This window comes from Pseudoalteromonas sp. S3178 (assembly GCF_005886985.1).
Lineage (GTDB): Bacteria > Pseudomonadota > Gammaproteobacteria > Enterobacterales > Alteromonadaceae > Pseudoalteromonas > Pseudoalteromonas carrageenovora.
The window spans coordinates 30,683-49,217 of record NZ_PNCW01000032.1 but is presented as its reverse complement, the minus strand read 5'-3'; the positions used below and the strand labels follow the sequence as shown (position 1 = coordinate 49,217).

Here is an 18,535-nt window from a genome sequence, read left to right as displayed (position 1 = left end):
CTAAATTAAAAAAAGCTCCACGGAGAGCGAAGCCTACGCCTATTTTTTTTAGCATGGGCGCTTTGTACTTCAATTTGTGTTGTTGCTATTAACACACCCGTATGAGGATTGATTAAGGAGTATATGGTCTCCACCTGAACACGCGCTTTATAATTATATTGCCCAGAACTTTGCTGCTGCCAGCACTGCAGCTGCTCATCTTGTTGATACAAACACACATCACTAGAGGCATGTAATTGCCAGTTAAACTGTAAATCGAGATCGCAAAATTCTTGTTGCTCAGAAACAACACAGACTTTGGGAGAAACGCTAAGATTAGCGGTTTGTGCCATACTAAAACCACTAAATAAAGTAGTAATAAACACAACTAATATTGAATACTTCATATTAAAAAGTACGGTCAAATCCTATAAAAGCAGTCATTGAATAAGTGCGTTCAAAAAGCGGACTGCCATCCATAGCCGAATAGTCATAATATGCTATATGAAAACGAAGAGAGTCAGCCTTACTCAGTGGCCAACGGGCGTCGATTTTAGCATAAGGTTGCCAACTACTACCAACGTCTATTTTACCAAATTGAGTTTCACCGTCTTTAAGTCCATAAAAGTAGTTATTTAGTTCCGAAGATTTGTAATTTATTCCAAGGGTGGGTTTTATTTTAAGCTGCCCAAACAGTGTATGGTACTGCCATTGCAATGCACCACGGACACCAGAGTATACATCGGTTACATCATGTAGCGCTTGAACAGAAAATACATGTTCTTCATTTACATAGTGATATGCCAGTCCAGCATCAAGAGCTAGCTTGCGTTTATGTAGGGTATTTATATTTACGGAGCGCGCTTCACTTTCCTCTTCTATAACCTGCTGAGTATTAAACGCACTACTTTGTAATGTAAAAATATTTTTTGGGTGCCAGTCAATAAAAAAGCGAGACTCAGTATTTAATTCAGTCACTAAGTTAAGATGATGTTTTGGAGTTTGTAAAAATGAGTAACCAAGCCGACCGTTATCAAAAAACCATTGCTTTGCATAAAAAGCGACTTGAGGAATTACCACCAGCGGGATGTTATCTCCGCCGTGTAATGGGTTTGTTATTACACCAACTCCCGCACTTAAACTTAAATGCCACTGGTTAATTGATATGCTTTGCTCTGTAAATTCATCAGCGTGATTACTATCTTGTGTAGCACGCACTGAAAAACAGCTAAACAGCAAGCTAAAGCATAAAGCTGTAATTAATGAAAAGGAGTACCGCATTAGCGTAAATCAAAGTATAAAAATAAGTGAGTCACCCATACTAGCAAGGTCTTTTTAAACTAGCTCTAGCTGGTTACAATTATTCACAATTTGTATACAACAATGTTAACTTTTATGTTTAAAAAAGGGAGGATTAAATATCGGGAGCTATCTCAATACGGTTTCGCCCGTGAGTTTTAGCTATATATAACGCTCTATCTGCCCGCTCTACTAATACAGCGCTATTTGTAAACGGGCGTAAAATAGCTAATCCAAAACTAGCCGAAATAGCACGTTTAGTTGTTACATCATGCTTTTTACGGATCGCTAGTTTTGCTATATCAATACGAATACGGTCTGCAAACGCTATAATATCGTTAATCGTGTCAAAGTAAGCAGTAATACAAAACTCTTCCCCGCCATACCTATACACTTTGGCAGTATCTATTGTGTTTTCTGTTACTTTTTTAGCTACCAACTTCAATACTTCGTCGCCCTTTTGGTGGCCAAAGTCATCGTTAAAGCGCTTAAAGTGATCAATATCAAACATAATAAGTACAGCAAGCGAGCTTTCTTGTGCTTGCTCTGAATATTGACGACAAAAATCTATAATGTCGGTATCAAACTTACCTCTATTATAAAAGCCTGTAAGCGTATCTGTATCAGCAGCTTCTTTTGAAATATTTAACGCTTCTTTTAAATCCTTAATTTCATTGTATGCAACGGCTAACTTAGTTTGAAACTCTCGCGCATAATCTTGCATGGCGATCGATTCGTCAGTTAAACGCTCAACACAGCCTAAAATTTCATTATATGAGCTTACATCTGCAAGCATGTTTAATTCATTTTGAGAGTCTACGAGGCTTGTAGTGAAACTTTTAGAATGATCAAGCGTTATACTTATATCTTGCTGAACTTGTTCCATAGTTGTATGGAATTTTTCTGTCATTTCTTGAAAAAAAGCCAAATCGTCCTGCGTTAGATGCTTATCAAAAATCTCTTTGGCTTTATCTTGAGAACAGGTTTGTTGCTGCTCAATAACTTGATCTAACTCAGCATTAAGAGAAGGGTTATTCCCTTGAATATAACAGTACCAAATTGCGTAGTTAATGGGGGTGACCGGCATACGGTACTTTACCATTAATGGGATTGCCTTTTTAAGGCACTGGGCAGAATGAGCAAGTGATACTGCTTGGTTCATAGATAAACTCTCATGCGGCATTGTTTTTTTTATTAGTTTTCAATGTTAAGTAATAGTAAACCTTTAAGCAACCACTATTCATACTATTTACTGAACTAGTTTTTTACTGAGTATATTAAATAGCTTTTGCGTCTAAAGTTTGTGCTATATTCCATAATGCACTGATAGCTGGGTCGTTTAGTTCTTTTTTTAATACCGCTAAACCTATATCAAACCCCTCAGGCACTTGCATTTTAGGTGTCAAAATCTGTACTTTATCTTGCAGCGGGCTGTTATCTAGCACTATTTTAGGAACCATTGCCACACCAAAACCTAGGCTTACCATAGAAACCATAGCTTCGTGTCCTGCAACTTGTGCATATATTTTTCCGTGAATATTATTTTTACGCCACCATTGCTCTAACCTTTGTCTTGCAAAACCCTGCTCTGGCACTATAAATTCAAGATCTGACCAATCTGTTATTTCATTATTTTGTATTAATTTTTCGCTAAGCGGACATTGAATTTTTGGGCCTATTAATACAAGTGGGGAGTAACCAATATCCACAAATGCAATTTGCGCGGGTAACTTACTTGGTTTAGCAGCAATTGCCATTAACTCGTGTCCATCAAGCACCCTGTTAATAGCTAACGCTGGGTCGCCCGTGTTTAAAGTTATTTCTATATATTGATGTTGCGCTCGCAGCTGCTCCAATATTTGGTGTAAAAAACTATAAGAGGCAGTCACTGAACAAAATATACTTACCTTGCCATAAATGTGTTGAGTTGGGTCCTGTGCGTTAGCCTTAAAACGTTGCCAACTTGCAAGCGTTGCTGTTGCGTAATCAATAAACGACTCCCCTTCACGCGTTAACTTTACACTTCTGTTATCTCGTAAAAATAATGCAACCCCCACCTCTTCTTCTAACTGCTTTATATTGCGACTTAGTGTGGGTGCACTTATATGACAAAGTTCGCTTGCACGTGCAAAGTGCAAAGTTTTAGCTAGGGCTAAAAAATAGTTTAGATGTTTATGGTCCATATCACGCTCTACGTTTCATATTATGAAATACTTTAATTCAAATATATCATTTTACGCAAGTAACGTTTTTGCATAAGGTGTTTGTAAGCGCTGCAAATGCCGCGCATCTAACAAACAAATTTATAGGACACTAACAATGGCGAATTATTTCAATACCTTACCTTTACGCGAGCAATTAGCGCAATTAGCGCAATGTGAATTTATGGACGCTGGCGAATTTACCGATGGCGTTGACGCACTTAAAGGTAAAAAATTAGTTATTGTAGGTTGTGGCGCACAAGGTTTAAACCAAGGCCTTAACTTACGTGACTCTGGTTTAGACGTTTCTTACACATTACGTGCATCTGCTATTTCTGAGCGCCGTCAATCGTTTTTAAATGCATCTGAGAATGGCTTTACAGTTGGCACATACGAAGAATTAATCCCTACTGCTGATGTAGTATTAAACCTAACGCCAGATAAACAACATACAGCAGTAGTAAGTGCAATTATGCCGCTTATGAAAAAGGACTCTACCCTTGCATACTCTCACGGCTTTAATATTGTTGAAGAAGGCATGCAAGTACGCGAAGACATCACGGTAATCATGGTTGCGCCAAAATGCCCAGGCTCTGAAGTACGTGAAGAATACAAACGCGGCTTTGGTGTTCCAACACTTATTGCTGTTCACCCAGAAAACGACCCTCAAGGCCACGGCTTAGCACAAGCTAAAGCATACGCAGCAGGTACTGGTGGTCACCGTGCAGGCGTTTTAAAATCGTCATTTATTGCTGAAGTAAAATCAGACTTAATGGGTGAGCAAACTATCCTTTGTGGCATGCTACAAACAGGCTCCATTTTATGTTTTGATAAAATGATTGAAAAAGGAATTGATGCAGGCTACGCATCTAAACTAATTCAATACGGCTGGGAAGTAATCACCGAAGCACTTAAATACGGTGGTGTTACTAACATGCTTGACCGTTTATCAAACCCAGCAAAAGTAAAAGCGTTTGAGTTAAGTGAAGAGCTTAAAGTTATTATGCGTCCGCTTTATAACAAGCACCAAGATGACATCATCGACGGTACGTTCTCACGTGTAATGATGGAAGACTGGAATAACGACGACGCTAACTTACTAAAATGGCGCAGCGAAACAGCTGAAACTAACTTTGAAAAAACACCTGCTGGCGATGTAGAAATCTCAGAGCAAGAGTTTTTTGACAACGGTATTTTAATGGTAGCTATGGTTAAAGCAGGTGTTGAACTCGCTTTTGAAACAATGACCGCAGCGGGCATTATTGAAGAGTCGGCTTACTACGAGTCATTACACGAAACGCCGTTAATTGCTAATACAATTGCCCGCAAAAAGCTTTTCGAAATGAACCGTACTATTTCTGATACAGCTGAATATGGTTGTTACTTATATAACCATGCATGTTTGCCACTATTAGCTGATTTTATGAAAAACATTGATACTGATGTTATTGGTAAAGGTCTTGGCGAGCAAAGCAACCAAGTTGATAACCAAACGTTGATTCAAATTAATGCAGCTCTACGTGAGCACCCTGTAGAAAAAGTTGGCGCTAAGCTACGTGGTTACATGTCAGCAATGAAAAAGATTGTATAACCCTAGACATTAAGTTTCGCTTGTTAGAAACCAAGCCCATATGTTTTGCGTATGGGCTTTTTTAATGCCTATTAATAAAAACTTAATCAATTCAATGTAAGTTCATTAATTGTGCTTTAGCCAATAGTTAGCTCAAAATAAATAATGTGCTAACATAGCTCTCTACTCAGTTGTAAAAATAATTAATATCATGATGATAAAAAACCTTTCAATCACTCAAAAAATAACGGCTCTTGGAAGCGGTATTGCTATATGCGTAGCTGCACTTATTGGCTTAACTTCGTTATACAGTTCTGAAGATATTATTGAGCAACGTATGATCGAATCAGAATTGCCAAGCAAACTGCAAACGATAAGTAACCATATCGGTGGTGAAATAAACGAGCTATTAGGTGCTGCACAGCAACTATCATCAAATGAGTTTATATTACAGTGGGCTGAGTCTAATAACCAAGACGATACGTTGTTATTAAAAGAGTTAAACCGAGTCGCCTCACAATTTGATTTAGCCACTGCATCTTGGGCAAATAGAAATACAGCGCAATATTGGAACCAAAACGGTTTTTTACGTGTGCTACAAAATGATGCCGCCGATGGCTGGTTTTTTGGTTTTACACAATCTAAACAGCCCTACTCCATAAGTATTTATCAAGAGTCTGCTAATGACGTAAAAATGTTTGTAAATCACCAGCAAGCAAATGGTACTGGTTTAGCGGGTTTAGCTAAAAGCATCACAGATATGCAAAAGCTTTTACAACAGTTTAAAATTGAAAAAACAGGCTTTGTATTTATTGCAGATAAAAACGGCCTAATTCAACTTCATAAAGATGCCAATAAAGTAGCTAAAGCGAATATTGATGATTTATATACTGCAAATATTCACAACCAATTATTTAACCAAAACGGCTTTGCGATAGAAGAAATAAGCTTAAATAGTGAACCAACACTAATCGCCGCTACACCTATTAAAAACACTGATTTATACGTTGTTGCACAAGTACCAAAAAGTGAAGTATTTGCAAGTGTTAGTACACTACAGTGGCAAATATTTACCTTCACTTTGATAATTGCAATCATTGCTAGCTTAGTTAGTTATTTACTTGCTCGCTCGCTTTCATCTCCACTTTCTAAAATGGCTGAGCTATTTTCAAGGTTGGGATCTGGTGATGCTAATTTAGCGTACCGACTACCTGAATCAAGCCAACCAGAGCTTAATAATTTAAGTAATGGCTTTAATCAGTTTATCAATAAAATAGAAACAGCGATTACTCAAGTGGCAAGCGAAAGCCATGATATTCGTCAAAGCTCTGATCATGTTTTTGAACAAGCAAAACGAAACTCACAAGCAATAGATAGTCAAAAAGAGCAAACAATTTCTGTGGCAGCTGCAATTAATGAAATGGGCGCGACCGTGCAAGAAATAGCTCAAAGCGCGGCAAACACAGCAAAATTAACTGATAACAGTCGCGAAAATACCGTTCAAAGCCATAAACAAGTATTGCAAAGCCAGGCAACAATTTCAGCCCTAGCTAGCGATATTGACGGCATAACAGAGCAGGTTACACTGCTCTCTAAAAAAACAGTTGATATAGCAAGCATTGTTGACTCAATTCGAGGCATTTCAGAGCAAACTAACTTACTTGCCTTAAATGCTGCCATTGAGTCTGCTCGTGCAGGTGAACACGGACGCGGTTTTGCTGTAGTAGCAGATGAAGTACGTGCATTGGCTAATCGTACATCTCAATCAACAACTGAGATTCAATCTATGATTGAAGAGCTCACTAAAATCTCTGACGATGTGGTTAATGATATTAGCCAATCAAAAAATAAAGCCCAGCAAAGTGTGGGGGCAATGCAAAGTTCGGTTGAGCTTCTTGATGCAATTAGCGAAACGGCTAATCAAATAAATGATATGGCTACGCTCATAGCAACGGCTACTGAGCAACAAAGCAATGTAGTTGCTGATGTAGGGCGTAACATTGAACAAATCAGTGAAATTAGCGACAAAGCAATGAGCGAGCAAATTAATACTGAACAAGCTATTCGCGACTTAGCAAACAGTGCACAAACACTTGATGCATTAGTTGCTACTTTTGAAAAACACCGTTAAGAAAATAAAAGCGATTGAATGACACCTTTGAGCATCACTATAAACATTTAGTGTTGTTTAAAGGTGTTTACCCCCCATTAACTCACCATTTATCATACCCACCACATACTCGTTTTAAGTTATCCGTACACCTGGTTGTTAATGTAGCTGATTAGAAGTTACCTTTAAAAGCCTATTGGAGCGCAAGCTGCACATTTAAAATGTTGATATGTCGCTTTAAACTCGATGCACTATTAGTTGATGTATTAATTAACTAATCCTACCTTAATCTTTGCAAGTGTAAGCAAATACATACGCTTCTTTTTTTGCTCTAGTCAGTTTTTTTAGCTTATATTCCAGCTTACTCGCTTCGCTTTTATTACCTACTTGTTGTTGATGAATCAATAAAAGGGGCCCTTTACCTTTTAGGTTTTTAGCGCCCTTACCTGCTTGATGAGTAGCAAAACGCTTTTCAACGTTTGTAGTGATCCCTGTATACCAATGCCCAAATCGTGTTTCTACTATGTATAAAAACCACATAGGCTCACTTTTTAATGCATTTGTATCAATGTCCTGTAAACTTTTTTCATTATCAGTGGTCAAAACATTACCTTAACACCCTTAACAAAAAACAATTGCTTAAAAGGGTTTTACCTTCAGTGACTAATCGGTATCATGCAGATTATAAAAAATAAGGATCACAACTAACAATGCAGTCGTTAAAAACTTTTTCTCTTTGGCTTATCGTCGCTTTAACATTTAGCTCATTAGCGGGCTGTTCTAGCTGGGTATACAGAATAAACATCCCACAGGGTAACTTTTTAGAACAATCGGATGTAGATAAGCTTCGTGTAAACATGACTCGAGAGCAAGTTATTTATGTATTAGGTCGCCCTATTGCTGAAGATGCCTTTGATAAAAGCACATGGCGCTATGTTTATAGCTTCAATAAAGGTCGTAAAAACGAGCAACAAAAAGAGTTGGTGATTAAATTTGAAAACGAGAAATTAGTTGCTGTACTAGGTGATTACGACCAACCTGAAGAGTTTAATACTCCGCTTGAGCAATAAGCACCTATAGAGCAATAAATAACTTAACAATATAAAAAGGTGAGCATTGCTCACCTTTTTTTGTTTTACAGAGGGCGCCCGCCAGTAATTTTATTAGCGCGGCCTTCTTCTTTAGCTTTTTCTGCACGCTTTCTTCGAGCATCTTTAGGATCTGCTATTAATGGGCGATAAATTTCTATTCTGTCACCCTCTTTTAGCTCATAGTTAGCCTTTACAGTTCGATTCCATACGCCCAATGTTAGCGCAGTTGGGTCTATTTCAGGGCACTTTTCAATAATACCTGACTGAATAACCCCCTGCTCAGCAGTAGTACCTTCTGGCACTTCTATAGATAAGCTTGTCGCCGTAGTAGGCAATGCAAATACAACTTCTATATTAATCATAATCGCGATCCGTAAACCTGCTTAGCTCGTTGAGTAAAGGCACTCACCATATTTTTAGCAACATCATTAAATATTTTGCCAAATGCAAGTTCAACTAACTTGCTCGAAAATTCAAACTCAAGCTCTAAGTTAACTTTACATGCTGTTTTATCTAGTGCTTGAAAATGCCAGCGCCCTTGAAGCATTTTAAATGGGCCATCAACTAAACGAAGAGCAACCGTTTGCTCATCAATAAATGTATTTTCGGTAGTAAACCACTTTTTTATACCCGCCTTAGATATTTCTAAGCTCGCGGTCATGTTATTATCATGCTGTGAAACAATTTTTGAGTCTGAACAATTAGGTAAAAACTCTGGATAAGCTTCTACATCATTAACTAGATCAAACATCTCTTTGGTGCTGTACATAACCAGCGCACTTTTTTCTATTTGTGGCATACTCACTCCCAACTGTGTGGGCGAATTTTAGCAAGCTTTGCGCGTTTCCCCAAATTTTCATGGCGCTTAAATTAACCTGATTATTTTAAATGCAGAATTAAAAAATCGATGTAAAACATCTCTTAATACGTATATTATAGGGCACTATGGCTAAGAACAAATCATCAAAATCGAATAGTAATACCATCGCGCTAAACAAAAAAGCGCGTCATGAGTATTTTTTACACGACAAGTTTGAAGCAGGTGTTGAACTACAAGGCTGGGAAGTAAAAAGTATCCGAGCAGGTAAGGTAAACATCTCAGAAACTTACATTCACCTTAAAAATGGCGAAGCGTTTTTATTAGGCAGTCAAATTCAGCCTTTAAACAGTGCATCAACCCATGTTATTTGCGATCCTATGCGATACCGCAAACTTCTATTAAGCCGAAGAGAGCTTGATAGATTAGTCGGTGCAACCGAACGCGATGGCTACTCGTTGGTAGCCACAGCCATGTATTGGAAAAAATGCTGGGTGAAACTAGAGTTTCATTTAGCGAAAGGTAAAAAAATGCATGACAAACGCGAAGATGGAAAAAATAAAGATTGGTCTCGCGAAAAAGAACGTTTAATGAAGCATAAAGTATAAGTACAGCGCCTAACTAAGTTAGGCGTTTTTTTATAAAAAAGTTAACTATTATTTGTTTTATTAATATACAACAAGATTACTATTCACACAGAGTATATATGTAAATAATTTATTACAATTTTATTGTGAATTAATTAATTTAATTATTACTCTCATTTAGGCTGTATTTTTTATTTCCAAAATAAAGCATATACGCCTATTTCAACCTTCTTCAGCGCATAACATCTGTTTTAAAATCATCCAAAAACATACTAAAAGCCATACTAAAATCACATTTGAGTCTAATTGCTAACACTTAAGTTACATGATATTAATGTCGTCGCTTGTTATATCAATCCGCTTAAATATTGGATTTATTTAACAGTTTAAAAGGATTGGTATTGAGCAACTAAATTTATAACATATCAACAAGGACTTAAGGATGAAGCAATCAACTGCATTTACACCTAGCTTAATTGCAGGTGCTACAATCGCACTTTCAGCAGGTTTTACAACAACAACTTACGCTGCTGAAGAAGCTAAAAAAGTAGAGCGTATTGAAGTTACTGGCTCGCGAATTAAACGTTCAGATATCGAAGGACCTTCTCCGGTACAATCAATCGGAAGAGCTGATATTGAAAACATGGGTTATGACAACCTACAACAACTCCTCGAAAGAATGCCTGTAGCGGGTAGCGGTACTTTCTCTACACGTGGTAACAACCAAGATTCAACTGCAAATGGGTCTGCTGCTGTTAGTTTACGTGGCTTAGGTGCTGATGCTACGCTCGTATTAATCAATGGCCGTCGTGTATCTATTAGTGCATTCGCCGAAGGTATCACAAATTCATTTGTAGATATCAACAGCATACCTGTATCAGCGATTGAGCGTATAGATATTTTAAAAGATGGCGCATCTGCTATTTACGGCTCAGACGCAGTAGCCGGTGTTGTAAACGTTATCTTGAAAAAAGACATTGACGGTGTTGAAGTTAATTTAGGCTACGGTGGTACTGATGGCCCAAGCTATGAAGAAACAACAGCAAGCTTAGTATGGGGGACTACTAGCGAGAAAAGTAGTGCTTCTGTGATCATTGATTACTTTAAAAACACCTCACTATCATCTGATGAAATGGGCAGCTTAGGTACAGCAAATCAGTCACCTTATGGGGGTGAAGATTTTCGCTCATCTCGTGGTTTCCCGGGATATTTTTATGTAGATGGTGTTAAAACAATTGATCCGGCTTGTCCTGCAGAAAACGCAACTTCAAGCGGTAGTTGTTTATTTGATTACGGCCCATACGGTTATATTGCACCAGAGTCTGAGCGCGTAGGTGCTATTTCTCAATTTGAATATAACTTTGACAATGGCATTACAGGCTTTTTAGAAATGGCAGTACAGCACAATACGTCTGTTGCAGCCGGAGCCCCTACTCCACTTGATGAAGATGCAGGCTTAACTGTCCCAGCGAATCACCCTAACAATCCATTTGGTGAAGACATTCAAATTGGTCGTTACCGTACAGTTGATGCTGGCGCACGCCAATGGGATATTGAATCAGATACGCTTCGCTTTGTTGCAGGGCTTAGAGGTGAATTTAACGACTGGAGCTGGGAAACTGCGGTACAAAAAGGCCGTAGTAAATCTCTTCAAACAGGTGATAGAACACAAGGCTGGGTTCGTACTGATTTCTTACAACAAGAAATTGATGCAGGAAACTACAACCCATTTGGTGGCACGTACAACGACCCAGCTGTAATTGACCGCATTACAACAAGCTTAGTGCGTCGTGGTGAGTCTCACATGACCTCTTTTGATGCAAACATTACAGGCGAAGCATTTAGTTTTGGCGACGATGTAGTAATGATGGCTGCAGGTATTGAATACCGTGAAGAAGATGTGAATGACATTCCTGATGATCAATTTCAACGTGGCTTAATATTTGGTACAGAATCTGTATCGGCATCTGCAGATCGTGAACAATACGCAGCCTATGTTGAATTTTCTATTCCTCTTGCTGAAAATTTAGAGCTACAACTCGCTGGCCGTTACGATGACTACAGTGACTTTGGTACAACAACGAATCCTAAAGTAGCTCTTCGCTGGGCGCCTACTGATGAAATCACAGTACGTGGCTCTTGGGCACAAGGTTTTAGAGCGCCTTCTTTGGCACAAGTTGGTTTGGGTCCATCTCAAGAAAGCCAATTCTTTGTAGATACATACCGCTGTGAAGCAACCGGCCTTGATTGTGATGCACTTGATTACAATATTGAATTTGCTGGTAACCCGGACCTTGAAGCTGAGGAATCAGAATCATGGAATGTAGGCTTCATTTGGGCGCCTACAGCTGAATTCGGTTTAAGTATTGATGTGTGGAGCATCACTCAAGATAACAAAATTGATGAGCAAGAGTTTGGTCCAATTTATAACTCTGAGTGTAATAACCAAGATAGTACTGTATGTGTGCGTTTAGCACCTACAGGTGGCGACAGCTTAGGAACAATTCAAAAAATTTACAGCACATTTGAAAACGTTTCTTCGCAAGAAGTATCTGGGGTTGATGTTTCAGCTAACTACAATCACTCACTTGATGACCTAGGTTTGCTTAAATTTAACCTAGAATGGGCTTACCAAGATAAATTTGAAAAAGATGGTCGTGATTATACCGGTGAGTATGGCTATCCAGAGCACCGCTGGATTTTCTCTACAAACTGGGAAATTGGCGAGTTTAATACAAACGTAAACATCAGTTATGTAGGTGAGTTTGAAGATACCCCTGATATTGATTTTGACGGTAATTTAGACTTCGATAGCAATACATCACGCATGGTTGATTCGCAAACATTGGTAGACTTACAAACATCTTATCGTGTTACTGACTCAACTAAAGTATCGTTAGGTGTAAATAACTTATTTGATGAAGAGCCACCATTTGCAATTGGTGATGGTGACGCTGATTTATACGGTTATGCTTCAGGTGTACACAATCCTAGAGGCCGCTACTTCTATACTAAAGTTAGCTTCTCGTTTTAATTAGCTAAAACCCATTTAGAATGGGCTATGCTTAAAACAAAAAAACCGCCATTTGGCGGTTTTTTATTAAAAGCAAAGGGCTAAATTATAGCTCGCCTTCGTTTTCAGATAGGAATTTAGCAACACCTTCAGGGCTTGCGTCCATACCTTTTTTACCTTCAGTCCAACCAGCTGGGCAAACTTCGCCGTTTTCGCTGTGAAATGCTAAAGCGTCAACCATACGGATCATTTCGTCGATGTTACGGCCAAGTGGTAAATCGTTCACTACTTGGTGACGTACGTTACCTTCTTCATCGATTAAGAAAGAACCACGAAATGCAACACCCGCTTCTGGGTGCTCAACGTCGTATGCTTTACAGATTTCGTGTTTAACGTCTGCAACTAGTGCGTATTGAACTTTACCAATACCGCCGTCAGCTACAGGCGTGTTACGCCATGCGTTATGTGAGAATTGTGAATCGATAGAAACACCAATTACTTCTACGCCACGCTTTTTAAATTCTTCAAAACGCTTATCAAATGCGATAAGTTCAGAAGGACATACAAACGTGAAATCTAGTGGGTAAAAGAAGATTACTGCTTTTTTACCTTTAATTGTTTCGTGAAGGTTGTAGCTATCTACAATTTCACCGTTACCTAGAACAGCTGCAGCGGTAAAGTCTGGTGCCTGGCGGCCTACTAATACACCCATTTTATTCTCCAAATATTTTGAGTTTGTTTTAGATTGCTAACGCAATACTGATAGTTATATGGGCGCTAAAAATTAAAAACCAATAGCGCAAACATATAATTATTTGGCATTCTAGAGTTATTCGATATAAAAGAACAATCGTATTTAGCGATATGAGCAATCGAAAATACCGAATGTAAGTAAATACTGCATTAGAGATACAAAAAAACCTGCAAATGCAGGTTTTTAATCTCAATTTAATCCATTATATCGGAAGGCATATCATCACGAATTTTTTGCCAAATTTCGCCAGTTTGATGGCCAAACTTACGCATCATCGAAATAGCCCCGTCATGCTCTCTGTTTTGAGCAAGAACAGTTAAATCTTTGTAGAACTGACGAGCTAACTCGCGAGTTCCCGCATCTGAGAAGTAATGACAGCCAATCTTAAAGTAAAAACCTCTAAAGCCGTTCAATATAAGTACATAAATACGGTTGTTACCTGCAACGGCAAGTTCGTGATGTACTTTATAATCGTAATCAGCGAATGCTTGAGCTGTATCTTCTAATTCATCGCTTTCTGATAAAATTTCAATTACGCGTTCTGGGTTTAACTTAATAGCGGCACGTGTATAAATAGCACTTATATTTGTTCGCGCAGATAAAAGCTGATCTGTAAGCTCTGGCATTTTATCTTCATCTAGGCGCGCTAGTGTTTCAAGTATATTTAAGCCTGATGTTTCCCAAAAGTTATTTACTTTAGTTGGTTTGCCATGCTGAATGGTTAACCAACCATCGCGTGCTAAACGCTGTAACACTTCACGTAGGGTTGTTCTTGTTACACCAATTAACTCTGAAAGCTCTCGCTCTGCCGGTAGAATTGAACCTGGAGGGAAATCGCCATTCCAAATAGACTCAACTATATATTCTTCAGCAAATCCTGCTGGGCTTTTCGCTTTAAAAATTCTCATCCAGTTCCCACTCGAATTAATCAATACTCATCGTTTTACACGAATAACTGACTGATTGTACCAGACGAAGCATAACTAACAAGTAAAGTAAGTAGATTAATAAAGCAAATGAGTAGAAATTAAAAATTGATAAATAATTAAATTTATATTTATCTAATTTAGCTAAACTGCGCAGTCCTAAAGGTAATATTCATCGTAGGTACATTGTTATTTCTAGGAATTTTATTCATATAAAGCTTAAGTTCGATTAACTTTCTGGATATTAGTTTTAGAGTCGGTATGTCCTTAGTCATGGCTTTCAAATATTGTCTATCGCAAACCTCTAATTCAATTAATGCATCAATAAGATCTAATTAGATAAGCATGTTACTTCTATTAGCGCTGTATCGAATGGTCAATAATTTCATCTTAAAAAAAGTGACTTCGGTAGCTTTTTTTTACTTTTTGTTGCCGCTTACTTTATCCTAGTACATAATCTAACGTCTTATTTAAATGCGGAATTTTTATGAACTGGCTCGCTCACCTCCCCACTCAACGTACACCATGGTTGTTATTTACTGGCATTGTGTTTTTACTAGAAGTCACCGCACTATTTTTTCAATACCAGATGGGCTTAGCACCGTGCATTATGTGCATTTATCAGCGTACCGCTGTGTTAGGTTTATTAGGCGCAGGTATTATTGGTTCGACTAAACCTAAAAGCAAACTAGCAAGAACACTTGCATATTTATTGTGGGGAGTTTCGAGTATTTGGGGATATTTAATTGCTCGCGAACATATTGAGATGCAAACTACCACAGACCCTTTTGCATTTAGCTGCGAGTTTGAACCAAACTTCCCACCTTTTATGCCGCTGCACGAATGGATACCTAGCTTTTTTCAAGCAACCGGGGATTGTGGAAATATAGATTGGCAATTTATTAGTTTGAGTATGCCTGCTTGGATGGAAATTATATTTGGGATTTTCTCACTAACATTATTTATTATAGTTATTGGCCGTTTATTAATTAAAAAGTCGATTTGATATGTTTACATTTTTTTCAAGCCAATTAGATGAGCTTAAACACCTAAAAGTACGCAAACGTCAGGACGTAATAGCACTTTCGTTAAGCATGCTATCGCCAATTGATAAGGTTTTATTACGTATTATAAAGTTGTTATTACTTAGCCCATTATTTTTAATATTTACGGTATTTAAAGGCTGGATATTAATCCCGTTTTTGATACTAGGTGGGCTTTGCTATCCGCTATTAACAACACCTATTGAAATAAATTTTGCTAAAAAGCACTTAAGCGATGCGCTAAAACAATTTAATCAGAGCGCATAGCGCCCTGATTATTACTTACTAGCTTTAAAGTGATACTTTTCCTTCTAATTTGGCTAATAGCTTTTTACCGATTCCTTTAACTTGCGATAAATCACTGACACTTTTAAATTCGCCGTTTTCTTCACGGTAATCCACAATTGCCTGCGCTTTTTTCTTACCTATACCCGGCAGTTGAGCAAGCATTTCAGCATCCGCATTATTTATACTCACGGTTTCAAACTGTGGCATTTGCTTTGTTACTTCGGGTAATTGTGCCTGTACAGCGGTTATAGGCATGAATAGCAGCACACCTACAACTAGTAAGCTTTTTATAATCTTCATTTGTTCGTCCTTATTGTTCTTTCTAATTTTTTTAAATATTGCTCAGGAAAATCAATAAACAAAGAACAAAATGCTCGTCACTTAAAGAGTACCTAAACGCATTATCACCATGATCCGAAATCCTGAAAATGCAGCTGGTACAACAAGTGATTGCTTAACTAAAGTAAAGTTACAGTTTTTTGTCAAATTTAAGACAGTGAAAATCAATACTCTTAGCTTGCAAAATCCTTCGCAAACCATTACTGTACATAAAAACAGTAATATAATGGTTTTTATAAACCACAGTACCACGCAAGCTTGCAGGAGAGATCATGGCTGTTGTTGTTAAATATGTTGTAGAACGAAACGGAGTTGAGCGCATGACGTTTACTACCAAAAAAGAAGCTGATGCCTATGACAAAATGCTGGATATAGCAGAGTCACTTGAACTGATGTTAGAAAAGGTAGATGTGCCGTTAAGCGAGCAACAAGTCGAATCATTAGCACTTGAAATTGCAAAAAGTAAAGATGACTTTATGGCAGTACTTAAAGGTGGCAAAGAGCCTGCAGCAGCTAAGGCACCTACAAAAAATAAGAAAGCTGATAATATAGCGCCAATTAAAGACGACGAGCAGCAAGCAAGCTAGCCGTATTAAAAAACACATAAAAAAAGGGAGTAACTAATGTTACTCCCTTTTTACTTTGAGCCCTGTATTTATATGGGCTAAAGGTTTGGTATTACTTTTCAGCACGACCCATAAATTTGTGTTCTACTGTATTAATACGGATGCGATCACCTGTAGAAATATGCTCTGGTACAGAAATAGTTAAGCCAGTAGAAAGCTTTGCTGGTTTAGAGCGAGCACTTGCTGAAGCACCTTTAATTGAAGGGTCTGTTTCTTCAACAACAAGTTCAACACTTGAAGGTAAATCAAGACCTACCGGAGCGCCATCAATAACAATTACGTGTACGCCTTGCGTTTCTTCATTAACGAATTGAATTTCTTCAGCTATTGCGTCTTTATTTAAGTTATAAGGTGTGTAATCTTCGTTATCCATAAATACATATTCGTCGCCATCTACATACGAAAGCATCACTTCACGACGAGTTAAATCGGCAAGCGTTAACATATCGCTGTCTTTAAATGTCTCGTCTACTTTAGCACCGGTTACTACATCGTATAAACGCATACGGTATAAGCTACCACCTGCACGACCCTGCGGCACAGAGCGCACAATATCTTTTACAACTAAAACACGATTATTAAAATCAATCGCCGTACCTTTTTTAACTTCACTCGCCTTTGGCATGTGTGTATTCCTATTATTTTTGTGATTGGCAGAAACATACCACGAACTAGATTTTGTTCAACAATAAAGTTGATCTTATAATCTACATTTACTGTATTAGATTGTATTAGCTTGCAAAATTCTAATTTATACTAAAATACATATAATCAAATCATTAAAAAACTGCTATGGTAGCTTTACCGAGTATGACTTCAAGGAATGGATCATGGACCAGACAAAAGTACATGAGTATTTAATTAAAAAACCACTTGTGCAGGTTACTAAACCATTTGCGCAAGAGGTTGACGTTTATAAAGTGAATCATAAAATGTTTGCTACTCTTGCTGTTGGCAATGATGGTGAAACAAACGATGATGGAGAAGTTATTTGGTGGCTTAATTTAAAGTGCGATCCTGACGAAGCACTTTCGTTGCGTGATATTTTTCCAGCGGTGATCCCTGGTTATCATATGAACAAACGTTTATGGAACACTGTTATTCTAGACGGCACAATTCCACAAGGTGAAATTGAGCGAATGATTGATAACTCATTCAATTTAGTAGTAGAAAACATGCCAGAAAAAGACCGACAAGCTATTTTACTTCATTTGTAGGCATTTTTGGGCTAGGCGTTACTAGCCCATTAAAATACCCTAAAGCTTCAGTGTATAAATTAGATCATCATACAGCTTACCACTAATTGTATGTGAGCTTGCAAGCGTATCTGTATGCGTTAAGCCACACTTACTCAGTACCTTTTCAGAATTAACATTCCCACGTGTTACCACGGCTTTATACTGACTTATTTTGCACTCACTCCATGCCCAATCTATAACAGCCCTTAAAGATTCTGTGGCGTAGCCATGGCCAAAATATTCTGGCATAAATAAGTAACCAAGCTCTGCTGTATCGCCATCATAAGTAAACCCTGTCACACCAAGCAAAACACCTGAAACCTTATCTGTTACAACCAAACACAGTGGCTCCCTTGAGCGTGTATCCCAAACCCCCAAGCGCTGTTCAAATCGATTGCGTACGAAGGACTCACTAGGCATGTCGTAACAATAACGCAGCACTTGTGGCTCTCTGTGTAACTGTAAAAATAACGGCCAGTCGCGACTTTGTAATTGGCGCATTGCTAATCTGGGTGTAAATAACTGCATTAATTCCCCTATTTATCTGCGTACTAAGTAATTACGCTAACACATTGCATACTAATTACTTAATTAATCTATTTTGAGGGTGGGAAAACGTGTTCATAGTAAAGCAAAGTATTCGTTATTTAGTTG

At 38.0% G+C, this 18,535-nt stretch carries 21 protein-coding genes; 9 read left to right on the top strand and 12 right to left on the bottom strand.

Annotated elements, in window-relative coordinates; genetic code table 11:
* Positions 1 to 5: 5 nt before the first annotated feature.
* The 4 genes from CWC11_RS10600 to ilvY form a co-directional block, all read right to left on the bottom strand.
* Positions 6 to 386, bottom strand: a complete 381-nt coding sequence (locus tag CWC11_RS10600) for a DUF3019 domain-containing protein (protein ID WP_171038418.1) — start codon at positions 384 to 386, stop codon at positions 6 to 8.
* 1 nt (position 387) lies between these two features.
* Positions 388 to 1,197, bottom strand: a complete 810-nt coding sequence (locus CWC11_RS10595) for a MipA/OmpV family protein (protein ID WP_138682669.1) — start codon at positions 1,195 to 1,197, stop codon at positions 388 to 390.
* A 196-nt stretch (positions 1,198 to 1,393) separates the two neighbouring features.
* Complete coding sequence (locus CWC11_RS10590; RefSeq protein ID WP_171038416.1) at positions 1,394 to 2,440, bottom strand: GGDEF domain-containing protein; 1,047 nt, start codon at positions 2,438 to 2,440, stop codon at positions 1,394 to 1,396.
* A gap of 115 nt (positions 2,441 to 2,555) precedes the next feature.
* Positions 2,556 to 3,461, bottom strand: coding sequence for an HTH-type transcriptional activator IlvY (ilvY, locus tag CWC11_RS10585; protein WP_138682668.1), 906 nt, complete (start codon positions 3,459 to 3,461; stop codon positions 2,556 to 2,558).
* 136 nt (positions 3,462 to 3,597) lie between these two features.
* Here ilvY and ilvC point away from each other — a divergent pair, with 136 nt between their 5' ends.
* Both ilvC and CWC11_RS10575 read left to right on the top strand, forming a co-directional pair.
* Entirely contained in the window at positions 3,598 to 5,070 is a 1,473-nt protein-coding gene (gene ilvC, locus CWC11_RS10580; protein ID WP_058548454.1) for a ketol-acid reductoisomerase, read from the top strand.
* Between the two features lie 190 nt (positions 5,071 to 5,260).
* Positions 5,261 to 7,180 carry a methyl-accepting chemotaxis protein gene (locus CWC11_RS10575; protein WP_138682667.1) on the top strand — a complete coding sequence of 640 codons (1,920 nt, stop codon included), beginning with the start codon at positions 5,261 to 5,263 and terminating at the stop codon, positions 7,178 to 7,180.
* 264 nt (positions 7,181 to 7,444) lie between these two features.
* On the opposite strand, the gene CWC11_RS10570 is transcribed toward CWC11_RS10575, so the two are convergent.
* Positions 7,445 to 7,762: a GIY-YIG nuclease family protein gene (locus tag CWC11_RS10570; RefSeq protein WP_138682666.1), complete on the bottom strand. Its 318-nt coding sequence runs from the start codon at positions 7,760 to 7,762 to the stop codon at positions 7,445 to 7,447.
* A gap of 107 nt (positions 7,763 to 7,869) precedes the next feature.
* On the opposite strand from CWC11_RS10570, the gene CWC11_RS10565 reads away from it, so the two are divergent.
* Positions 7,870 to 8,229, top strand: a complete 360-nt coding sequence (locus tag CWC11_RS10565) for an outer membrane protein assembly factor BamE (RefSeq protein ID WP_104643062.1) — start codon at positions 7,870 to 7,872, stop codon at positions 8,227 to 8,229.
* A 65-nt stretch (positions 8,230 to 8,294) separates the two neighbouring features.
* Here the strand turns inward: CWC11_RS10565 and CWC11_RS10560 are convergent, their stop codons facing one another.
* Positions 8,295 to 8,612 carry an RnfH family protein gene (locus CWC11_RS10560; RefSeq protein WP_138682665.1) on the bottom strand — a complete coding sequence of 106 codons (318 nt, stop codon included), beginning with the start codon at positions 8,610 to 8,612 and terminating at the stop codon, positions 8,295 to 8,297.
* On the bottom strand, positions 8,609 to 9,049 hold the full coding sequence (locus tag CWC11_RS10555) for a type II toxin-antitoxin system RatA family toxin (RefSeq protein WP_058548459.1): 441 nt from the start codon (positions 9,047 to 9,049) through the stop codon (positions 8,609 to 8,611). The genes CWC11_RS10560 and CWC11_RS10555 overlap by 4 nt, the downstream gene beginning before the upstream one ends.
* Before the next feature lie 146 nt (positions 9,050 to 9,195).
* Between CWC11_RS10555 and smpB the strand changes: the two genes are divergently transcribed.
* Together smpB and CWC11_RS10545 are read left to right on the top strand one after the other, a co-directional pair.
* Positions 9,196 to 9,675, top strand: coding sequence for an SsrA-binding protein SmpB (gene smpB, locus CWC11_RS10550; protein WP_058548460.1), 480 nt, complete (start codon positions 9,196 to 9,198; stop codon positions 9,673 to 9,675).
* Positions 9,676 to 10,096: 421 nt separating this feature from the next.
* Positions 10,097 to 12,688, top strand: a complete 2,592-nt coding sequence (locus CWC11_RS10545; protein ID WP_138682664.1) for a TonB-dependent receptor — start codon at positions 10,097 to 10,099, stop codon at positions 12,686 to 12,688.
* An 85-nt stretch (positions 12,689 to 12,773) separates the two neighbouring features.
* Here the strand turns inward: CWC11_RS10545 and CWC11_RS10540 are convergent, their stop codons facing one another.
* Together CWC11_RS10540 and fadR are read right to left on the bottom strand one after the other, a co-directional pair.
* Positions 12,774 to 13,379 (bottom strand): peroxiredoxin, encoded by a 606-nt coding sequence (locus CWC11_RS10540; protein ID WP_006793938.1) that lies wholly within the window; start codon positions 13,377 to 13,379, stop codon positions 12,774 to 12,776.
* A 236-nt stretch (positions 13,380 to 13,615) separates the two neighbouring features.
* On the bottom strand, positions 13,616 to 14,329 hold the full coding sequence (gene fadR, locus CWC11_RS10535) for a fatty acid metabolism transcriptional regulator FadR (protein ID WP_058548462.1): 714 nt from the start codon (positions 14,327 to 14,329) through the stop codon (positions 13,616 to 13,618).
* A gap of 505 nt (positions 14,330 to 14,834) precedes the next feature.
* Here fadR and dsbB point away from each other — a divergent pair.
* Together dsbB and CWC11_RS10525 are read left to right on the top strand one after the other, a co-directional pair.
* Complete coding sequence (gene dsbB / locus CWC11_RS10530; protein WP_138682663.1) at positions 14,835 to 15,353, top strand: disulfide bond formation protein DsbB; 519 nt, start codon at positions 14,835 to 14,837, stop codon at positions 15,351 to 15,353.
* Position 15,354: 1 nt separating this feature from the next.
* Entirely contained in the window at positions 15,355 to 15,657 is a 303-nt protein-coding gene (locus CWC11_RS10525; protein WP_138682662.1) for a DUF6170 family protein, read from the top strand.
* A gap of 24 nt (positions 15,658 to 15,681) precedes the next feature.
* Here the strand turns inward: CWC11_RS10525 and CWC11_RS10520 are convergent, their stop codons facing one another.
* A complete protein-coding gene (locus tag CWC11_RS10520) occupies positions 15,682 to 15,978 on the bottom strand; it encodes a ComEA family DNA-binding protein (protein ID WP_138682661.1) in 297 nt (98 codons plus the stop codon).
* Between the two features lie 311 nt (positions 15,979 to 16,289).
* Here CWC11_RS10520 and CWC11_RS10515 point away from each other — a divergent pair, with 311 nt between their 5' ends.
* Positions 16,290 to 16,604 (top strand): YebG family protein, encoded by a 315-nt coding sequence (locus tag CWC11_RS10515; RefSeq protein WP_058548467.1) that lies wholly within the window; start codon positions 16,290 to 16,292, stop codon positions 16,602 to 16,604.
* Positions 16,605 to 16,695: 91 nt separating this feature from the next.
* On the opposite strand, the gene efpL is transcribed toward CWC11_RS10515, so the two are convergent.
* A complete protein-coding gene (gene efpL / locus CWC11_RS10510; protein WP_058548468.1) occupies positions 16,696 to 17,268 on the bottom strand; it encodes an elongation factor P-like protein EfpL in 573 nt (190 codons plus the stop codon).
* Positions 17,269 to 17,473: 205 nt separating this feature from the next.
* On the opposite strand from efpL, the gene CWC11_RS10505 reads away from it, so the two are divergent.
* Positions 17,474 to 17,860 carry an MmcQ/YjbR family DNA-binding protein gene (locus CWC11_RS10505; RefSeq protein WP_138682660.1) on the top strand — a complete coding sequence of 129 codons (387 nt, stop codon included), beginning with the start codon at positions 17,474 to 17,476 and terminating at the stop codon, positions 17,858 to 17,860.
* Between the two features lie 39 nt (positions 17,861 to 17,899).
* On the opposite strand, the gene CWC11_RS10500 is transcribed toward CWC11_RS10505, so the two are convergent.
* Entirely contained in the window at positions 17,900 to 18,409 is a 510-nt protein-coding gene (locus CWC11_RS10500) for a GNAT family N-acetyltransferase (protein ID WP_138682659.1), read from the bottom strand.
* Between the last annotated feature and the right edge of the window lie 126 nt (positions 18,410 to 18,535).